The sequence below is a fragment of the Peribacillus sp. NJ4 genome, from assembly GCF_030348345.1.
Lineage (GTDB): Bacteria > Bacillota > Bacilli > Bacillales > DSM-1321 > Peribacillus.
The window spans coordinates 4,396,433-4,416,554 of the sequence record NZ_JAUCFQ010000001.1; the positions used below are offsets into that span (position 1 = coordinate 4,396,433).

Genomic DNA, 20,122 nt, shown 5'->3' on the forward strand with positions numbered 1-20,122 from the left:
GTAGTCCTTCTTGCAACCAGTCATCATTCGGATTATCGTTGTTTAAGAAGATGCGAAGGAATTGAAAAAAAACTGCATACTTTCTTCATATTTTTTCGCTATACTGACTCCATTGAATAAGAAGGTGAATATTTTGAAAATCTCCTTTAAGCTGGGACTGTGTATATTTGTTTGCATTTTTTTGATGGAAACCGTTTCCATGGTTTACTTACATAATAAAGTGATCCACTCCCGTATCAATCAAGAATTGGAATCACTGAAGGCCCGGGGTAATAGTCATCGTGATGTGTTGGAAATCACTTATTCCGACTCAACACTTCAGCATATCGGCCTGATGGAATCACATACCGATACAGATGTCGTGATAACGAATACAAGAGGAGATATCCTGATATCTTCCGAAAAGGTTAATGGGGGAATGAAAAAAATCTTAGGAAAAAATCTTCCACAGGTATCCCGAAAAGGTCTGATCATCCAATCAAGTTGGAAGGATGAAAGGTATATAGCCACCGTTACACCATTTATCAGTGATAAAGAAAATGAAGGCTATGTCTACATGTTCAAAGATACCAGGGATGTTGAAGATTTAATCGCTCAATTGAATAGGCATTTCCTCTTTGCAACTGTATTGCTCCTTTTCTTCATGCTTATCACCATTTATTTCCTATCAAAAGCTTTGACTAGACCGCTTATTGCGATGAAAGAAGCGACCACCAAACTTAGCAAAGGGAATTTTTCAGTGGCTGTACCAGTACGATCACATGATGAACTTGGGGAACTTGCCCAATCCATTCAAAGCTTGGCTAATGAATTGAACTATTTAAAGAAGGAACGCAATGAATTTTTGGCAAGTATCTCTCATGAACTGCGCACGCCGCTAACTTATATCAAGGGATACGCTGATATAGCCCGCCGGAAAGATTTGAATGCATACGAAAGATCACGATACTTGGAAATCATCCATGATGAATCCCAACGATTAAACAGATTATTGGACGAACTATTCAATATGGCTAGAATGGATGTACATACATTCACCATATCAAAAGAAACCATTCAGCTCTCTTCATTCCTGCAAACCATTCATGAAAAAGTGCTACCAGCTTTTACAAATGAAAAAATTCAATTGAATCTGGAATGTAAGGATCATTTATTTATAGATTTAGATCCCACACGGTTTGAGCAGGTTATTCTTAACCTGCTGGATAATTCACTGAAGTACTCGAACGAACATACAGTCACCGCCATCAAAGCCACTGAATCACCTGACGGAATCTCAATCTCCATAATCGATCAAGGGGTGGGCATTCCAAGTGAAGATATCCCGCATATCTTTGATCGTTTATATCGTGTCGAGAAATCACGGGCTAGGGATACCGGTGGATTCGGATTGGGGCTGTCCATCGTCAGGCAATTAGTGGAGGTTCAAGGAGGAACCATTTCAGTTAAAAGCAAGTTGGAGCAAGGAACGTGCTTCACTATCACATTTAAGGAGATAAAAAATGAAGACAGTAGTTCTGGTTGATGATGAACAGAGAATGCTTGATCTTATAGAGCTATACCTTATACCTCACGGGTTTACATGCATGAAGATGAATTCTGGACATGAAGCCATACAGTTCTTAGAGCATAAACAAGCTGACATGGTCCTTCTTGATGTAATGATGCCTGAGATGGATGGGTGGGAAACGTGCGAAAGGATCCGGGCGTTTTCCAATATTCCCATAATCATGCTCACCGCACGGGATGCTGCAGAAGAAATGGTCAAAGGGCTGAAAAAGGGCGCCGACGATTATGTAACGAAACCCTTTAATGAAGATGTTTTACTAGCCAGAATCGAAGCGGTGACGCGGCGAATACATAATCATCAAGGTGTGATCTTTAGGGGAATAAAATTAAATGAATCCGCTTATGAAGCGCATTATGATTCCAATACCATCCCATTAACCCCAAAAGAGTTTTCCATGTTGTGCCTGTTTTTAAAATCACCAGATCAAGTGTATTCCAGAGATCACCTGCTTTCGACCATATGGGGATTAAAAACGGATACGGAAGATCGGACAATCGATTCCCATATTCGAAATATTAGAGAGAAATTACGTCATGCCGGTTTTCCAGTTGATCAACATTTGAAAACGGTATGGGGCATCGGATATAAATGGAGTTCTGTGGGTTGAGATGAATTTCATTTCTGAGGCATTAGCATCCAGCGGACCTTTTTCCATTGCTATAAGTTTAGTATTGAACATATTGATTAGCGTGCTTGGTTTTATTCCAAGCGTATTCATCACGGCTGCCAATATCACCGTATTTGGAATTGAAAAGGGATTGATCCTTTCTTACTTGGGGGAAATTGCAGGAGCAGTAGTCAGCTTTTGGTTATATCGAAAGGGCATTCAAACATTCAAACCCAAATTCATGAGGAACCGATGGGTCATGCAGCTACAAAAGTCACAAGGGTTTCATGCATTTTGGATGATCCTGATGCTTAGGCTCCTTCCTTTTATACCATCCGGCGTGATTAACCTTACAGCAGCATTAAGCAAGACGGGCGTGATGATATTCTTCTTCGCCACATCCATCGGAAAACTGCCTGCCCTCCTTGTCGAGGCCTATTCGGTGACACAAGTATTGAAGACATCAGACGATGTGAGGATTGTTTTGGTGCTGTTGATTCTGGTAATTGCAGTCATTTATTACTTTAAAAGAAACAAGAAAAAAGGAATGTAGAAAAAAAAGGCTACTTTATTAAACTCGGCAGATACGACCTAAAAGAAAGTTAATTTGATATTACCTTGAAGGCATCCCCCGAGTCAGCAATACGGTGGAAAACAATCAACACGGCCTGGCCGCTATCGGAAATTCCTCTCTTCGCTAATTAATCTATAACGATTAGAGCTTTAACACGATTAAAGAAGGGTAAATTGGTTCATTTCCACGAATGCTTCACCTATATAAAGAGATAATGCCTATACTATCTTCCTGTTTTCTGGAAAAAAAGAATGAATATATTGTGTTTCTATGGGACATTCCTTTATAATGCGCATTAGATGATTTTTTTAGCACCGAATAAGAGAGGAGACTGAATATGAAGAAACTATTGTACCCAATCGTTATTGGATTATTGGCAGTTGTTCTAACAGCTTGTGGTTCGAACGATGAAGCTGATAAAAAAAATGACGAAAAAGAAACTAAAACAACTGAGGAAAAAGAAACGGCTAAAGCAACTGAGGAACAGCAAAAAAAGATGGAAGAAATGCAGAAGGAACTGGATAAACAAAAGGTAGATGAAAAGAAAACGGTGGCCATCGTCAATGACGAAAAAATTTCAGGTGCGGAATATAATACTGTGTTGTCCACGACACAAATGCAAATGCAGCAATTCGGACAAGATCCAACATCCAAAGAGGGAGCCAAACAAATTAAAGAGCAAACGCTTAACTCTTTAGTGGGACAAACATTGCTGCTTCAAGCTGCTGATAAAAAGGGCTACACAGCCACCAAGGCTGAAATCGAAAAGCAACTTGCCGAAATCAAAGACCAATATGAAAGTGAAGAGAAATTCAAGGAAGCGATGAAACAAGCAGGTCTGAATTCGGAAATGTTGAATACTCAGATTGCAGAGAATATTCCATATACTAAGTACGTTGAAAAAGAGATTAAAGTGGAAGAAGCAACTGATGAAGAAATTCAAAAGTACTACGACCAGGTTGCGGAGCAAGCTAAAACAAGCGGGCAACCGGTACAGAAACTCGAAGAAATGAAGCCGCAAATCAAGGAACAACTAGAGCAGCAAAAGAAACAAGAAAAGCTTGTGAAACATGTGGAAGAACTTCAGAAAAATGCTAAGGTCGATATTAAGATTTAAAGCATTTAAGAGCTGCCAAAATTGGCAGCTCTTTCTTTATGGTCTTTGGTTCGCCTACTAACTAAAACACATTACAACGTATTACACCCAGCATGTTCAAGGTCGCTCTGGAAATGCTAATTGGGAAACAGCCATGCAATAACTCAACAACAACTGTTGCCGCCTACTAATACCAATCCTGCACCATCTTGATTTTCCTCCTTGTCCAATGTTAATTCCTCGGTCGACGTTATTTGAGAATCCAATGCCACTTTAATCCCGTTAATGTTTTCGATAATATCCGATTCTTGCGGGGCATCCAAAGATAATGCCATTTGTGGTCCACAACAACCTGCAACAGAATAAAGACGAATTCCTTCTGCACCATTTTCAATTAAAAAATTTTCCAATAGTTGTTTTGCTCCATCTGTAATCTTCATATTCATTCATCTCCGATTCTACCCTATTAGTTTGGAAATCTATTTTTTAATGCTTCCATCTTTACTGGTTTTACTTCAGCCGATGTAATCTCTCAGTTTTTCATATCCCAACTTTTCCTCATGGATCCACGGGATGATTGCACATTTCTCAGATGTCTTTTCCTTAACTTCATGAATCCATTCTTTTTCTGCATTAGCTTTACCGCTTAATATAGGGTCTGCCGTTTTTGCAGAATAGAAGCTCTGATTAATTACCCACCACTGGGGGTTTATATTTGCCCGCCTTAAATCATTTTGTAGTCGGGATGCTTCTAATACGGGTGTAGCTTCGGCAAGCGTGACGATCACGACGGCAGTTTCTGATGCATTCCTTAGTTGAGGAAGCAATTTTGCAACACTGTCAGGAACTTCACCCGTTGACTTGGCAATCTCTTTACTATAAGACTGTGCAGCATCCAATAATAACAGCGTATGACCCGTTGGTGCCGTATCAATGACGACAATTTCATCTTTTGATTTAGCGACCACTTCAGCAAAAGCCCGGAATACGGCTATTTCTTCCGTACATGGTGAATTGAGATCTTCCGCTAAATAAGCGAGACCATCTTCATCTAAATCTTTGCCTGCCTTCTTCATGACATCTGCTTTATACTTCTCGACTTCTTCTTTTGGATTAATGCTGCTAATTGTTAAGTGTCCATTGACTGGATCACTTTCGAATTGGTAATTCAAGTGCCCCGCAGGATCCGTTGTTGTTAAGTGCACATGATGCCCCTTCTCAACTAAACCGACTGCAATGGCGGAAGCGACCGTTGTTTTCCCCACTCCGCCTTTGCCCATTGTGAAAATAAGCCTTTTATCGTCATTCGAGAAATCAGTGATCATTTCATTCAGGCTTGGAAGATTAATCGTTTCATCTTCCAATTTCACCATTTTCGATGGCATCGTGTAATGTTTAAATAAATATCTTAAATTCTCCACCCCAGTCAAGGAAAAAGATACAAGCGGAAAAGAATAAACGGCGGATTGTTTTAAACCTTCTGGAATGTGCTGCAATGCACCCTTTTGGCGAAGATAAAAGGCTGATGACACTGCGTCTTCTTCAAGGTGTGACTGAAGAAGACCATTAACGATAAGTACCTGGTTTTTCAAACCAATTTCCTTGAGTTCTTTTGATGCACGGTTCGCTTCCAAAAGGGATGGGACATCAGGTCTTGTTACAAGTATTAAAGTGGTTTTACTTGGATTGGAAAGGATATCCACTGTTTTAGAATAAAGATCTTTTTTGTCCGCTAACCCTGATAAAGGACCTAAGCATGACGCACCGTGTGAGCTTTCTTCCAGGAATCCACTCCATGCCGTCGGAAGCTGTAAAAGTCTTAATGTATGCCCGGTTGGAGCGGTATCAAAGATAATATGGTCATACTGATCTACTATGTCAACATTCGTCAGTAAATTTGAAAATTCATCAAATGCGGCAATCTCCACTGTACATGCTCCTGATAATTGTTCTTCCATTGTGGCAAGAACGGAATCAGGAAGTTTTCCTTTATATGGACCAACCACTTTGTCACGATACGCTTTCGCTGAAGCTTCAGGGTCTAAATTACTGGCAAATAAATTTTCAACACCTGGGACTGCCCTGGGTGAATTGGTTAAACTTATTCCAAATACATCTTGCAAGTTGGAGGCTGGGTCCGTGCTGATGAGCAACACCTTTTTACCGTTATCAGCCAATGCAACTGCAGTGGCGCTGGCTGTCGATGTTTTCCCTACCCCGCCTTTTCCCGTTAAAAATAAAAAGGGTGTTTGAATTACATTCTTCGGATTGAAAGATTGAAACATGCCTTTTCCCTTCTTTCTTATTTCAGTTGATTTAAATCAATGGAAAGACGGACTTTCGGCTTTTCATTTAACTCTTCCGGTTTCACTTCGAACCATTCACCAAACTCTTCATTCGTTGGATAACTTCCTACTTTGGCTATCTGGTCATTGACCAAAATTACCGGCAAGGCATCCGGACCTTTTTCATGTAAAACTTGATTAATTTCATCATTGTTTGCAAACTTATCAGGATCATTGGTTAATTGATATCGTTGAATATCAAACCCTTTTTTCTCCAAAGTATAAACAGCAGAAGCCACCCTTGTTAATTCAGGATTAATACTTGGTCCACATACACCCGTCGAACAACACATCGCAGGATCAAAGATTTCAACTTTCATCATTTACTCTCTCCCTTAATATATAATCATTTACTTATACCACGGATAAAATGAAAGCCGGGAGATCGCTCACGGCTTTACATTTTTTATACGCCCGTTTTAGAGTAACGTTCGATTCTTTCTCCTATTTCATCACGAACACGTTGGAAGGTAGCCCATTTTTCTTCATCTGTTCCCTCCGCTTTTGCCGGGTCATCAAAGCCCCAGTGTTCGCGTTTAACATGCGGTGGTGTCATTGGACATTTGTCTGCCGCATCGCCACATAACGTAACGACAAAATCGGCATTATTCAATATGTCAGGGTCGATGATATCCGATGTTTGATTGGAGATGTCCAATCCAACCTCATTCATTGCTTGTACAGCTTTTGGATTTAACCCATGTGCTTCGATTCCTGCACTAAGCACTTGCCATTCGTCACCTAAATATTTCTTCCCCCAAGCCTCTGCCATTTGGCTTCTGCAAGAGTTACCAGTACATAAGAAGTATAATGTTTTTTTAGCCATGCTGTTTCTCCTTCATGAATAATGTAAGTGTTTAATGAATAATTTGTAACCATATATATAAGCCAACTAATGTGATGAACAATGTTGGGATGGTTAAGATGATTCCAGTTTTAAAATAGGTTCCCCATGAGATTTTCACGCCTTTTAATGATAGGACATGCAGCCACAATAACGTTGCCAAAGAACCAATCGGAGTGATTTTCGGTCCCAAGTCCGAACCAATGACATTTGCATATATAAGGGCCTCCCTGATCACGCCTGTAGTATTGGTATCGGAAATGGCAAGGGCATCAATCATCACGGTTGGCATGTTATTCATAAACGATGAAAGAATGGCGGCTATGAAGCCCATCCCCATCGTTGCTGTAAATAATCCTTGATCGGCTGTAACTTGGATTAAATCCGTCAATACATTCGTCAATCCAACATTCCGCAGGCTGTACACAACAACATACATGCCAATAGAGAAAAAGACGATTGCCCATGGTGCTCCTTTAATAACTGTTTTCGTATTGACTGCTGGACTCCTTCTAGCCATCATGAGGAAGAAAATAGCCACAATGCCTGCAATGATGGATACAGGCACTCCAATAAATTCACTTGCAAAATAACCTACCAGCAATATCCCTAATACTATCCAGGACAATCGGAACATTCTTTGGTCCCGAATGGCTTCCACTGGTTTTTTTAGTTGGGATACATCATAATTTTCCGGTATGCTTTTACGGAAAAACAGATATAAAACCAAGATGCTTGCTACCAATGCAAAAAGATCTGGTACGATCATTCTTGATGCAAACTCGGCAAAACTGATATTGAAAAAGTCTGCGGAAACAATGTTTACAAGATTACTCACCACTAAAGGCAATGAGGTTGTGTCCGCAATAAACCCACTGGCGATGATGAATGGGAAAATCATTTTATCATTAAACTTTAGGGCACGAACCATTGCTAATACAATCGGGGTAAGGATTAGAGCAGCTCCGTCATTTGCAAAAAAAGCAGCTACAAGAGCACCGAGGATACTTACATAAACAAACATCCTTACTCCATTTCCCTTGGCTGCCCTAGCCATATGCAGTGCTGCCCATTCAAAAAATCCTATCTCATCCAAAATAAGCGAGATGATGATGATGGCGATGAAGGCCAGTGTAGCGTTCCAGACTATGGATGTCACGTCTATGACATCAGTAAAATCCACCACACCAACAAGTAAGGCCAAAACCGCACCGCCACAAGCTGACCATCCGATCGACAATCCCTTTGGCTGCCAGATGACGAGAATGAGTGTTAATAAAAAGATGATAACTGCCAAAATAACTGATCCCACTGAAGTAGTACCTCCTAGTTAGTCACAACAAATCCGTTTTCCTTGTGCTGATAAATCTTCTAATTTAAAGTTTTGACTTGGCAAATCCTTGATGACCGTCTGAATAAATGAGTGATATGATGAAGACGGGTTTAACGAATAAAAAACCCATTGCCCCCTTCTCGATTCTTTCACGATTCCACTATCTTTCATCTTCCGTAAATGTTGGCTGATGGCAGGTTGGCTCATTTCGAACAGGTCTACAAATTCACAGACACAACATTCATGATCAGACATGATTTTAACCATGGTCAAACGAGTTTTATCACCTAGAAGTTTAAGAACGTTTGCAGTTCCTTCTATATCCAAAGCTTCATTCGTTTGCATTTAATCCCTCCTAGTCTAATCAAATAAATAATCATATGCTTATGTGGTTATTTAGGATAATTGTATAAGTATATTCTTATTTAATCAATAATTAAATATTCAACAATATACTTTTTTAATTTTAGCCTGCTAATAGATGTTTCGAAATAACTCCGACTAAGGCGAACTCTGCCTACGCCCGCACTTCACTAGCATTGGGAAATCTTATCCAAAGGCTCGGTTAAAGGGGGTGTTGATTTTCTTATTGATGGGACAGGATAGTTACATAAAGTTATAAAAAAGAATGCCATAGTTTACTTCTTACTTAAAAGCTGTAAGCTTTAAAAACTATGCATTCTTATTTTATAAACAATGACATTAATGTAGGGTTTTTTCATACTATATTATTGGGGTGAAAAAATGCCAAGAGTAAATTACCGAAGTTCAGACGTTGACTTAATGGCAAGGATGATGAGAGCAGAAGCTGAAGGTGAAGGATTACAAGGAATGTTATATGTTGGCAATGTAATTGTTAATCGTCTTAAAGCAAATTGTTTAGACTTTAAAGATTTAAGAACAATTCCACAAGTCGTTTATCAAGTACAAGGAGGAAATTTTTCTTTTGAAGCTGTTCAAAAAGGTAATGTATTTTATCAAAGAGCGAGAACTGCTGAAAAAAGATTAGCGAAACAGAATTTGGATTATTGGAGGCAACACCCAGGGAAATATGCTCTTTGGTATTTTAATCCATATGCTCCATGCCCACCAACATGGTACGATCAACCTTTTGCTGGACAATTTAAAAATCATTGTTATTATGAACCAAAACCTGGAACATGTGAAAGTGTTTATTCCGGTTAGGTTGTCTAGGAGCTCTTATTAATACTGGAGTTTTATTTTAATTTTTCTCTATTGGTTCAGCGAATACAAAATCTTTTAGTCGTAGGTGCTGATAGCCAATCACATTCATTCCATGCAACTCCTGTTGGTAATGTAACGGTTGTCTGTTAAAGAAGCTTGAAACCCCAGCCTATTTTTTCAATCGTTGTTTTGGTGTATTTATAACTCACGAAATGAAAAGGGAACTTCCTGGTTAGCAGGTGTTCCCTTTTTTATATCAAACATTTAGTAATCGTTATCAAAAAGCAAGATTGTGAAATATTGTACTTAAACTTAAAGGTGAGTTAGTTCCTTAGTGCCCGAGAGATTATGTTTACCAATGCCTATAAAAAGACCAGACTCGTCTTCTGTTTTATTTACAACAAGAATTATTTTTAATTTCCAACCTCGCTAGAACGGGGACGCCGCAGCAAGAACCATCCTTTGTTTCAGTTTCAGGAATATCAGAATCGCAGGTACTAGAAGCTATATTAACACTGCAGACTCCTGTTTCAGGTAGTTCCAAGTGTACTTCTTTTGCTCCCTCTACATCGCCAGTAAGATAAGCCACCACTGAACGTACTTGTTCGTAGCCTGTTGCCAATAAGAATGTAGGTGCTCTTCCATAACTCTTCATGCCAACAATGTAGAAGTTCTTTTCAGGGTGCCGTAATTCTTGTTCACCGTGCGGCCTCACCGTTCCACAGCTATGAATATTGGGATCAATTAATGGAGCAAGCTCGTCTATGCTTTCCACAGCTGAATCAAGGTTTATCCTTATTTCATTTAAAAAGGATGTATCTGGTCTGAAACCTGTACTCACAACGATTTCATCGATCTCACCGATTGTGGTTTCTTCTCCGTTTAGTTCTCCCACAACAGTTATTTTAGCGTTTGTTGGGTACACTCCGTTAATATGAAAGGGAGTAAGAATATTGATTCTTCCAGACTCCACTATTTGCTGAATTCTTATGCCCAACTCTCCACGAGCGGCCAAGCTATCGTTTTCTTGCCCGCCGTACACTTCATTTATCTGTTTTTTACGAAGAACCCAGTAGATCTTTGTATCCGTAAATTTCTGCTGTAAGGTGGCCAGATCCAATAAGGCATTTATGGCAGAATGACCACTTCCAATCACCACGGTGGTTTTATTTTGATATCTGTTTTCTAATTGTTCGACGTTAGGAATGCCATAGTGGATTTGATTGTGTAATTGTCTCTCCGCATTCGTCCAAATTCCATTTGAAAGGATCGGGTTTGGATTGGTCCAAGTACCTGATGAATCAATGACAGCTTTTGCTTCAATGACTTTTGTGTCACCATTCACTTCTACATAGAGTTGAAAGGGAACGATATCCCGTTTTCCTGTTTTTAATTTATCGTGAGCCTTTTTGGCAACACCGACTACTTTTGCCTGTAAGATGATCTGTTCTTTTATTTCTGGAAGGTTACTTAGCGGAAGAAGATACTCTTCTACCAGTTCGCGACCTGTTGGCAAAGCTTCTTCGTTTGGTGACGTCCATCCAGCGTTCTCCAGTAATTCCTTTGCTGCTTTATCGATGTTATATTGCCACGGAGAAAACATTCGAACGTGTCCCCACTCCAACATACTCGAACCAACGGAATCCCCCGCTTCCAATACGATAAACTTCTCCCCTTTTTTTAGTAAATGAGCGGCAGCGGCCAGCCCCACAGGACCTCCGCCTATAATTGCTACTGGTAATGTACTTTTCTCAAATTGAACCATCATTGTTCCCTCCTATAATTTTTACAGTTTATCTTCATAAATCTTCCACCCCGAAAAAGTTGTATTTTGCAAGTATTGTCGAAAAATTATACTACCCCCAAGGAGTAGTACAACATACAGATGACCTCAACATTCGATCATTAAGCAATGTCAGAGAACGCACGACGGATTCCTTTTCAAACTCATTCATCGTCTTGAAGATCTCATTTAAGTAATCATTCATTTGTTGATCGATGGTTTGATTGACTTTCACGCCTTCATCGGTCAGAGAAAGGATAGAAATTCTCCGATCTTCCGCATCAGGGGTTTTTGTGACTAAATTCAATTTTATTAGGGATTGGATTTGTCGACTGAACGTCGTAATATCCGTTCCCAATGTTTCTGCAATTTGCTGGATGGAAGCCTTATTTTGTCGGTCTATTTCATACAGGATATGGCTTTGAACGAGGGATATCTCAATTCCATCAGCGCTGCAACAATTTTTATTTAATAATCCAAAACGTCTTGTTATGAGTTGGAAGAGACCTCTAAGGTTTTCATTTTCCATTACTTTCACCTCACTTTATTTATACGCTAATTATTTGCATTTTGCAACTATTTGATTCAACTATTTTTTTATTAATCCTTCAGCTTGTTAAAAGCCGTCATGAAATTCAGGTGAGTTTGCTCGCCATAATAACACGCTTCGCCTTTAAAAAAGTTGGTTTCAATGAATTCTTTTGCCTTTTCCACCACAGGTTCACGAGAAGCTAAAACCAGCCTGAAATAGGCATCAAAATAACCAACAGACAATACGCTTGAATGGTTCACTGTCATAATCCTCCTCCCCCCTAAATATTTAAAGTAATTTTTCCATGGCCATCACATCGACAAATTCCCCGTCTAAAATTCCCTGGTTCTTAAACACTCCTACTTCGCGATACCCCCGTTTTTTGTACAATCCTTGACCAATCTGGTTAAAGGGAAATGTGAATAACACAATTTTATTGAAGTCATTTTCTTTTGCGAGCTTTTCGATGGATTGCAGCAATAAACCGCCAATCCCTTTTCCTCGATGATTTCTTGAGATATAAACGGATAAATCAGCAACCCCTTTATAAGCATCGCGGCTGTTATATGTATTCAAGGAAGCCCATCCAACGATTTCCCCTTCCTGCTCGGCGACGATTACCTTATATCGTCCCATGTGCTTGGCAAACCAATCCTTCATGTAGGCTTGATCCTTCAGTTCCGTTTCTAACGTGGCAACTCTATCCTCAATTCCTTGATTGTAAATTTCTTTGACGGAATCTATGTCCGTTTCCATCGCTTCACGAATGATCATATCTTTCCCCTGCTCCTTTCGCTACCAAATGAGTTCATTCAAAATATTCTATATTAATTATATATAACAGAAATACTTGCAAATCGCAAGTATTGGATGAAACAAGAAAACTGCCGGGTGACCGGCAGTTTTCTTCCTCTTTATAAATATTTCCGGTGAATACCTTTTCCATCATAGGAAAACAGGACTTCTTTTCCTTCCATGACTGATTCCATATGCACGGAGCGTCCCCAAAGCTGATGGATATATGGCATGACTTTCTCGAGATATTTCAGATCCAGTTCAATATCTTCATACCAATGTTTCAGATAAAGTTCGCCATTACGCATGTAGTCTCCATCATTTACTGTGATATAGGGGAATCCACCGTTAACCCTCATACTGACGAGTTGGTCACGAACCTGTTCCCATGCTTTATCGACGATTTTATAATCCTTGCCCTGCTTTTGGAATAAATACATATCTTCACGCATGACCAGATCTTTCGTCAAATAATTGCGGAGAAAGGAAATGTCAGATTCGATTTCCCTGACTTCGAACATCTTTTCCCGTCCAGATCCGGGTATGACGCCAAGCCTGATCATTTCTTCGGTTGGATTATCATAGCGTTCTTCAATATCTTCAAACACTTTTAATCCAAGATAATAAGGGTTGATGCTGGTCTTTGATGGCTGAACGACACCTGCGTTCAGTTTAGCGAATTCAATCGCTTCCCCTGAGGATAAATCCAATTCACGGATTATGCGTTGATGCCAGTAGGATGCCCAGCCTTCATTCATGATTTTCGTTTCCAGCTGCGGCCAGAAATACAGCATCTCTTCCCTGATCATCGTCATGATATCCCGTTGCCAATCTGTTAGATCCCTGCTGTACTGTTCTATGAAAAGCATAATATCCTTTTCAGGCCTTGGCGGGAATTTTTTTCTTTTTTTCACGGTGGATTTCTTCGGTTTATCCTTATTTTCAAGATTCCATAAATCATCGTATTGTGTGGCTGTCGGTTTTATTTCCTCTTCTTCTTCCTCATCTTCCATCGTCCAGGCAAGCTTCGGTCTCATCAACGACGGATCGATATGTTCCTCAATGGCTAATAGTGCATCGAGGAAAGTTTCCACTTCCTTTTTGCCATGCAGGATTTCATATTCACGGATTCTTTCTGCCGTGGCCGACATACTTTCCACCATATCTCTCTTAGTATTATTAAAACGTATATTATTCTTAAAGAAATCACAATGCGCCAAAACGTGGGCAACAATCAATTTATTTTGTACAAGTGAATTGGAGTCCAACAGAAAAGCGTAACAAGGATTAGAGTTAATGACCAGTTCGTAGATCTTACTTAATCCAAAGTCATACTGCAGCTTCATTTTATGAAACTGCTTTCCAAAACTCCAATGAGAAAAACGGGTCGGCATCCCATAGGCACCAAATGTATAAATGATTTCTGAAGGGCAAATTTCATAACGCATCGGGTAAAAATCCAACCCAAACCCAGTTGCTATTTCTGTAATTTCACTAATGGCATATTCCAGAGCCTTTTGCTCCGCTCCATTCATCCGATATCCCCCTTGTCTTCCGCCTTTAAACTAATGTATGAAAAAAAGGAGGAAAAATGCCGTGATCATGAGTAAAGGTCATCGATAACAGAAAAAAACACCTCCATGAAGAAGATGTCAGGTCAAAGATCCATGCAGTTCTAAACTCTAATCCTTAAATTTCCCTTCCCTATTATAATTTCGCGAGTTCCGTAGTCACGGCCCCTTTTTTCGCTTTTGAACGGATCCAGGATATGATAAGCGCTGCAATGATTACAAATCCTAAATATCCTGTGACTGGATATACTGTTCCAACCAATTTAATGAAGCCAACGAAACTTGCAAGGAATGCGAGGGTTCCCACCATAATCACGGATATCTTGAAGCGTTTCGTGTCGGCAGGCACCATCCTGGCTGTAAATGCATACAGCATTCCGACCGAGGTATTATAAATCATCCCTAAAAGGATGATTGATAGGATATATCCCAACCATGGAGAAATCTGATTCGCTAAATGAAGGGTAGGCATCCCTGAGCCTTCTATGCCCTTCAAATCGGACATCATCCCCATATTGATCAAGAATAGCAAGATCCCCAATCCAATACCTCCTAGAAGGCCTCCCATACCAGCCTCCTTCTTATTCTTAATGGTACCTCCCATTACGGCTAGCATGGCAATTCCGGCCGTCATATTATATGAAACATAAAGTAATGAACCCATCATCCAATTTCCGGTTGCAGCATTCCCCCTACTTGAAGAAGATATGATTTCATTGAAATTTAGATCGGAGGTGAAAAATGAATAACCTGAAATAATAATCATGATAACAAATAAAAATGGTGTGACGGCACTAATGATGGACATTATTTTATTAACATTAAGTAAAAGCGTACCTATCGTCAGCACTGTCATGAGGATTGCACCAACTATACTGGGTACCCCGAATTGTTCTTCAAAAATCGTTCCGGAACCAGCAATCATGATGACTGTAACTCCAAACAAAAAAAATGTGATAATAATATCGACCACCCTGCCTAAATAGCGGCCACAAATATGATCGATGATGTTTTTATGGGAGCGTGTTTGGAGGGTGCTCCCCAATTGTGTAACTTGCATGCCTAAAAACGAGAATAAAGCTGTCGCCACCACAATTCCCAATACACTGTAGATTCCAAAGCTTGTGAAGAATTGTAATACTTCTTGTCCTGAGGCGAAGCCTGCTCCAATGATGATTCCAATATATGCACCTGCAAGATTTACACTGTTTTTCATATCCGATTCCACCTTCAATTAAATGATTATTCTGACAATTTGAGTTAAAAAAATATCTTCCTCTCATCACTGTTCCGTAATAGCTTCCCAGCTTCATTAATTTTAACGAGCCATCGCCCATGAAGCTGGGTAGAGTTACTATTCCAACCTGGTTATTTTATCAATTTGTATATCTTTTACTATAGGAAGTGAATTCATCGACCGCAGCGTAATCGACTTCATAGCCGATGCCTGCCGCCTTTGGAACAGTTATGACTCCATCTTTCACTGTAACCTCTGGTTTAATGATGTCCTTATGCCAATAATTCGCAGATGCCGCCGTATCACCAGGCATCGTGAAGTTATCAAGTGTTGTCAATGCGATATTATGAGCACGTCCCACACCTGATTCCAACATCCCCCCGCACCAAACCGGAACATTTCTTTCTTTACATAAATCATGTATTTTCTTCGCTTCCGTTAAACCGCCTACCCTGCCGATCTTGATATTAATGATTTTACAGCTTCCCAATTCAAGGGCTTTTCTTGCATCTTCCACGGAATGTATACTTTCATCCAAACAAATCGGTGTTTTGATTTCCGCTTGTAATGTGGCATGATCTACAATATCATCTGATGACAAAGGCTGCTCGATCATCATTAAATCAAATTGATCAAGTTGTTTCAGTAATTCGATGTCTTTCATCCGATAAGCGGAGTTTGCATCTGCCATGATCGGTACATCGGGATATCGATTGCGTACTTCCCTGATTACATCAACATCCCAACCTGGTTGAATCTTTATTTTGATTCTTTTATACCCATCCTTCAATCCATCTTCTATCTTCTTCAATAATTCGTGTACCGTTTTTTGGATGCCGATACTGATTCCAACATCAATTTTTTCCAGTTCCCCGCCTAAAGCCATACTTAATGGAACATTCTTTTCTTTTGCATATAAATCCCAGATAGCCCCCTCGATTGCCGATTTTGCCATATTATTTCTCCGAATGTGCGAGAACATATCCGATACATCACGAGGATGTTCTATATCTTTATCCAATACAAGCGGAATCAAGAAATCCTCCAGCATGGTCCAATTGGTTTTTATGGTTTCTTCGTTATACCAAGGTGCTGAAAACGCCACTGATTCAGCCCAACCTGAAAGCCCCTCTCCATTTTTCACTTCCACAAGTATGAATTCCTTATCTACAAATGTTCCAAAGCTTGTTGTAAATGGAGCTATCAAATCCATATTTAGATGGCGTAAACGCACTTCTTTTATTTTCATCTGGATTCCCCTTTTATTCTTGTTTTTTTAATAAGTAGTTTTGAATGTCTTCACCTTGTTCCCGAGCTATTCCGACTGCAACATACCCTTTGGCAAAAAGCGTTTTGAATAATTCACCCGTTATCGACCGCCAATCTATCGCAAGGCTGAGATTACCTTTTTTGATTTTTTGAATATCCGTCGGAATGGGAATGGCGACCACATCGGCATTGGTTTTCAAATGATAATCCTTGATGTAAGGAAAGCCTTGGTCATTCATTCCAGTGGTTACGATATATGTGGCTTTATCAGGAAGTGGGGGCTCTTCATTTGCTTCCTGCCGTATATTCCATTCCACCATGAACCGATCAGTCGACAATCCTTCATTGAGGGCATCCTTCATTTCTCCATAACAATCTTCCATATATGTTGAACAAACCGCTTTTAGTTTACCGATATTCAAGTTTGCGTTCACACTTTCCAATGGATCATACGTCCATGTGATTAAGTCGTAGCCTTTTTTGAGTGCTTCTTCTTTTTGTGCCAGTTTAAGCAATCTGCCGTAGCCCTTCTTTTGATGATCCGGATGGATGGCTAACATATGTGAACAAAGAAACACCCTTCCATCCTTAAATCCTGGGAAACTGTATTGAAATCCCACTAACTGGCCATTGATGTAACCACCTAAAACGAGCCCTCCGTTTTTGACTGCGGTAATCGTCTGATGGGTAGGAACGCAATCCATGCCCCATACAAGGATTTCAAGTCGCTGCACTTCTTGTAAATCCTCTAGTGTCGATAGGGATTTAATGATTAATTCATCAGTCATGTAAGTGGACCCCCTCTCCATATTTCTCGAAAGTAAGAATGATGGCCTTGGTCAGGATTTCAATTCCCGATAACAAAGCATCTTTGTTGAACGTCATGTTCGGATGATGGAGCCCTGGTGTCAAATCACAGCCCAATCCAAGCATCGTCGCTTTGATTTCAGGTCTTTTCAACGTATAAAAATGAAAATCTTCTCCTCCTGTTGTAATGACAGGCGCTACCAGATTTTCTTCCCCAAGTGTATCGGCTATCGCTTCAGCCATTATTTCCTGGGCTTGATCGTTCACGGTTGCTGCAGCAACTTTAGTCCCCGGTTCGAGTTTCACATCAACTCCATGGACAATGGCCAAAGATTCTGCAACCTTTTCCACTTTTCGGGTGAGCTCTTCCATCACTGCATTATCCTGAGCCCGTAAATCCAATGAAAAAGTGGCTCGCCCCGGGATGATATTGGAACTTTCACCACCAGCAAAAAACTGCGTCATTTTTACTGAATAAGGGATGGATGGATTGAGATGGATCCCATTTAACAAAGTGATGAATGCCGCCCCTATCTCGATGGCATTTTGTCCTTGATGCGGTCTGGCTCCATGTGCATCCGTTCCCACTATTTCTCCTTTAATGAACCGGGCGGCTCCATGTACAATGGCTGGTGCAGCCTGCCCATCCTTCACTTCCTCGACTGGCCTTAAGTGCACCCCATAAAGGAAATCCACATCATCCAAAACTTTTTCTTCAATCATCTTCAAGGCACCTGTACCTTTTTCTTCAGCAGGTTGAAAAATGAATTTCAGCTTACCTCTTGGTTGAAAGTCCATTTCCTTCAATACCAGGAATACTCCAAGGGCCAAGGTCATATGCCCATCGTGTCCACAGGAATGATTGGCCTGAAACGTCCCATGTACCTCCTGCCAAAGTGCATCGATATCCGATCGTAACCCGACTGTGAAATTCCCATCCCCGATTTCCCCAATCACTCCTGTACAGTCTTCGAATGTTTTTACCGTAGACTGACTTTCCCTTAAAATATTTGAAATGAAAGCTGTCGTATTCACCTCATTCCAACTCGTTTCAGGATGTGCGTGTAAATGGTCGAAGATATTGATGATACGCGGCCTTAATTTTTCGATTGATTGTGTGATATCCATTTATGTCTCCCCCTTATATCCCGGTTAATCGGTTTGCATCTCGAACTGATGTTTATCTCAAAAGAAATAATCGTCTTGATTGAACGCGTCATATATAGCTTTTCTCTCTTTAAAACCCTGTTCATCTTTAATCGATACACCTGCTACTAAACTATTCAATAATGAGAATAAAACCGGTGCCGTATCGATAGTGGAAGTCCTAGGTGTTGAAATGGGCAATAAAATGTCAGTGAAGTCAGCAATTGGAGCCAGTTCAGAATCCGTAACGCCAATAACAAATGCCCCGGCTTGTTTGGCCATTTCCGTGATTTTCACAGTCTCTTTCACATAACGGTGAAATGAAATGGCTACAAAAACGGAATTTTCAGTCATTTTATTCAGCAATAAAAAAATATCATCTGTATCCGGCCTATATAAATGGACCTCTTCCCTTACTAGCCTAAGCGTAAAGGTTAACCAATGTGCTGCCGAAAATGATAACCGATGTCCTGATACCAATACATTGTCTGCTGCCGCCAATTTATCAATTGTTTTGGAGAAATCGTCATTTGATAAATTTTTGATTGTCTTTTCGATGCTGACGATATCCTGCCCCATCACTTGAGCCATGAAGTTTGGCTGATTCGCAGCTTCAAGTTTTGAAGAATGATATTCATTCAAACTGCTACTCTCGAATATCAATTGATTGCGAATAAGTTTTTGAAGTTCCGCAAATCCGCTTAACCCCAATGAATAACAAAAGCGGATGATGGTCGTTTCACTCACGCCTATATCTTTTCCGAGCTTTTGAGCTGAAGTGACTGCAAATGTATGTGAATGTACTAACAAGTATTTTGCTACCTTTTTTTGACCAGTTGATAAATCTGGGAACACCTCTTTAACTTTTTGCTGTAAATCCATAAAACATCCCCTCTGTTGCAAGATATGAATCTAAAACTTTAAATATTCCAATATGAAGTTTTCGCTTCGTTAATAATAAAGAGTATTTTATCATGGGATTTTCAATAAAACAATAATATTCAGAATTTTTAATAAGAAGGTGGTTACTGTCCTTCAATCGCAAAAAAAAAAAACACGAAGATGAACTCCGTGGTTTCAGTTTGGCGACAAAATGGTGTTCGGAGTCCGAATAGTGAGGTGAAGGTCAAAAAAAATTCGTGAACGGTCGAATCTAGTGCTTCAACGGCCGAATACAGTGCGTGAACGGCTGAATAAAGTGTGGTTTTGGTCGATAAACTGCGTCAACGGCCCAAGACAGTAAAGCGGGTCGAATAAAGTGCTCCGGTCTTTATGGTTTTTTACTGTAATCCTCATTGGATTGAAGAAATTTGCGACACTCCTGCCGAATTACTGGCTAGCCGAGACACCAAAGGCGCTTGCGCCGAGGGGGCTTGGCAGACAGTCGGCGGAAAGGGAGCGGATTTCTGAAATCAACTGAACTTGTTA

Annotated in this window: 22 protein-coding genes; 6 read left to right on the forward strand and 16 right to left on the reverse strand. The window is 40.1% G+C overall.

Annotated elements, in window-relative coordinates; genetic code table 11:
• Window positions 1–184: 184 nt before the first annotated feature.
• The 4 genes from QUF94_RS21915 (at window position 185) to QUF94_RS21930 (ending at window position 3,868) form a co-directional block, all read left to right on the forward strand.
• Window positions 185–1,525, forward strand: a complete 1,341-nt coding sequence (locus QUF94_RS21915; RefSeq protein ID WP_289317696.1) for a sensor histidine kinase — start codon at window positions 185–187, stop codon at window positions 1,523–1,525.
• Window positions 1,503–2,177 carry a response regulator transcription factor gene (locus QUF94_RS21920; protein WP_289317697.1) on the forward strand — a complete coding sequence of 225 codons (675 nt, stop codon included), beginning with the start codon at window positions 1,503–1,505 and terminating at the stop codon, window positions 2,175–2,177. The genes QUF94_RS21915 and QUF94_RS21920 overlap by 23 nt, the downstream gene beginning before the upstream one ends.
• A gap of 1 nt (window position 2,178) precedes the next feature.
• Window positions 2,179–2,730 carry a TVP38/TMEM64 family protein gene (locus QUF94_RS21925; protein ID WP_289317698.1) on the forward strand — a complete coding sequence of 184 codons (552 nt, stop codon included), beginning with the start codon at window positions 2,179–2,181 and terminating at the stop codon, window positions 2,728–2,730.
• A 358-nt stretch (window positions 2,731–3,088) separates the two neighbouring features.
• Window positions 3,089–3,868, forward strand: coding sequence for a SurA N-terminal domain-containing protein (locus QUF94_RS21930; RefSeq protein WP_289317699.1), 780 nt, complete (start codon window positions 3,089–3,091; stop codon window positions 3,866–3,868).
• Window positions 3,869–4,011: 143 nt separating this feature from the next.
• Here QUF94_RS21930 and QUF94_RS21935 read toward each other — a convergent pair whose 3' ends face one another.
• From QUF94_RS21935 to QUF94_RS21960, 6 genes are all read right to left on the reverse strand, one after another.
• A complete protein-coding gene (locus QUF94_RS21935) occupies window positions 4,012–4,287 on the reverse strand; it encodes an adhesin (RefSeq protein ID WP_289317700.1) in 276 nt (91 codons plus the stop codon).
• Window positions 4,288–4,362: 75 nt separating this feature from the next.
• Window positions 4,363–6,132, reverse strand: a complete 1,770-nt coding sequence (gene arsA / locus QUF94_RS21940) for an arsenical pump-driving ATPase (protein ID WP_289317701.1) — start codon at window positions 6,130–6,132, stop codon at window positions 4,363–4,365.
• Between the two features lie 17 nt (window positions 6,133–6,149).
• On the reverse strand, window positions 6,150–6,515 hold the full coding sequence (arsD, locus tag QUF94_RS21945; protein WP_289317702.1) for an arsenite efflux transporter metallochaperone ArsD: 366 nt from the start codon (window positions 6,513–6,515) through the stop codon (window positions 6,150–6,152).
• 83 nt (window positions 6,516–6,598) lie between these two features.
• Window positions 6,599–7,018, reverse strand: coding sequence for an arsenate reductase (thioredoxin) (gene arsC, locus QUF94_RS21950; protein WP_289317703.1), 420 nt, complete (start codon window positions 7,016–7,018; stop codon window positions 6,599–6,601).
• Between the two features lie 31 nt (window positions 7,019–7,049).
• Window positions 7,050–8,348, reverse strand: a complete 1,299-nt coding sequence (locus QUF94_RS21955; protein ID WP_289317704.1) for an arsenic transporter — start codon at window positions 8,346–8,348, stop codon at window positions 7,050–7,052.
• 18 nt (window positions 8,349–8,366) lie between these two features.
• Window positions 8,367–8,714, reverse strand: a complete 348-nt coding sequence (locus QUF94_RS21960; RefSeq protein WP_289317705.1) for an ArsR/SmtB family transcription factor — start codon at window positions 8,712–8,714, stop codon at window positions 8,367–8,369.
• 399 nt (window positions 8,715–9,113) lie between these two features.
• On the opposite strand from QUF94_RS21960, the gene QUF94_RS21965 reads away from it, so the two are divergent.
• Window positions 9,114–9,554 carry a cell wall hydrolase gene (locus QUF94_RS21965; RefSeq protein ID WP_289317706.1) on the forward strand — a complete coding sequence of 147 codons (441 nt, stop codon included), beginning with the start codon at window positions 9,114–9,116 and terminating at the stop codon, window positions 9,552–9,554.
• Window positions 9,555–9,945: 391 nt separating this feature from the next.
• Here the strand turns inward: QUF94_RS21965 and QUF94_RS21970 are convergent, their stop codons facing one another.
• From QUF94_RS21970 to QUF94_RS22015, 10 genes are all read right to left on the reverse strand, one after another.
• Entirely contained in the window at window positions 9,946–11,319 is a 1,374-nt protein-coding gene (locus tag QUF94_RS21970; RefSeq protein ID WP_483313694.1) for an FAD-dependent oxidoreductase, read from the reverse strand.
• Between the two features lie 91 nt (window positions 11,320–11,410).
• Window positions 11,411–11,866 carry a MarR family winged helix-turn-helix transcriptional regulator gene (locus QUF94_RS21975; RefSeq protein WP_289317708.1) on the reverse strand — a complete coding sequence of 152 codons (456 nt, stop codon included), beginning with the start codon at window positions 11,864–11,866 and terminating at the stop codon, window positions 11,411–11,413.
• Between the two features lie 71 nt (window positions 11,867–11,937).
• Window positions 11,938–12,135, reverse strand: a complete 198-nt coding sequence (locus QUF94_RS21980; RefSeq protein ID WP_289317709.1) for a hypothetical protein — start codon at window positions 12,133–12,135, stop codon at window positions 11,938–11,940.
• Window positions 12,136–12,157: 22 nt separating this feature from the next.
• Window positions 12,158–12,643 carry an arsinothricin resistance N-acetyltransferase ArsN1 family A gene (locus QUF94_RS21985; protein ID WP_289317710.1) on the reverse strand — a complete coding sequence of 162 codons (486 nt, stop codon included), beginning with the start codon at window positions 12,641–12,643 and terminating at the stop codon, window positions 12,158–12,160.
• 140 nt (window positions 12,644–12,783) lie between these two features.
• Complete coding sequence (locus QUF94_RS21990) at window positions 12,784–14,199, reverse strand: SpoVR family protein (protein WP_289317711.1); 1,416 nt, start codon at window positions 14,197–14,199, stop codon at window positions 12,784–12,786.
• A gap of 172 nt (window positions 14,200–14,371) precedes the next feature.
• Entirely contained in the window at window positions 14,372–15,451 is a 1,080-nt protein-coding gene (locus QUF94_RS21995; RefSeq protein ID WP_289317712.1) for a YkvI family membrane protein, read from the reverse strand.
• Window positions 15,452–15,611: 160 nt separating this feature from the next.
• Window positions 15,612–16,721, reverse strand: coding sequence for an o-succinylbenzoate synthase (menC, locus tag QUF94_RS22000; RefSeq protein ID WP_289317713.1), 1,110 nt, complete (start codon window positions 16,719–16,721; stop codon window positions 15,612–15,614).
• Window positions 16,722–16,734: 13 nt separating this feature from the next.
• Window positions 16,735–17,529: a GNAT family N-acetyltransferase gene (locus QUF94_RS22005; RefSeq protein ID WP_289317714.1), complete on the reverse strand. Its 795-nt coding sequence runs from the start codon at window positions 17,527–17,529 to the stop codon at window positions 16,735–16,737.
• Window positions 17,522–18,676, reverse strand: coding sequence for a M20 peptidase aminoacylase family protein (locus tag QUF94_RS22010; protein WP_289317715.1), 1,155 nt, complete (start codon window positions 18,674–18,676; stop codon window positions 17,522–17,524). Before QUF94_RS22010 ends, QUF94_RS22005 begins: the two co-directional genes overlap by 8 nt.
• A 57-nt stretch (window positions 18,677–18,733) precedes the next feature.
• On the reverse strand, window positions 18,734–19,576 hold the full coding sequence (locus tag QUF94_RS22015) for a MurR/RpiR family transcriptional regulator (protein ID WP_289317716.1): 843 nt from the start codon (window positions 19,574–19,576) through the stop codon (window positions 18,734–18,736).
• 376 nt (window positions 19,577–19,952) lie between these two features.
• Here QUF94_RS22015 and QUF94_RS22020 point away from each other — a divergent pair, with 376 nt between their 5' ends.
• Window positions 19,953–20,114 (forward strand): hypothetical protein, encoded by a 162-nt coding sequence (locus QUF94_RS22020; protein ID WP_289317717.1) that lies wholly within the window; start codon window positions 19,953–19,955, stop codon window positions 20,112–20,114.
• Window positions 20,115–20,122: the final 8 nt, after the last annotated feature.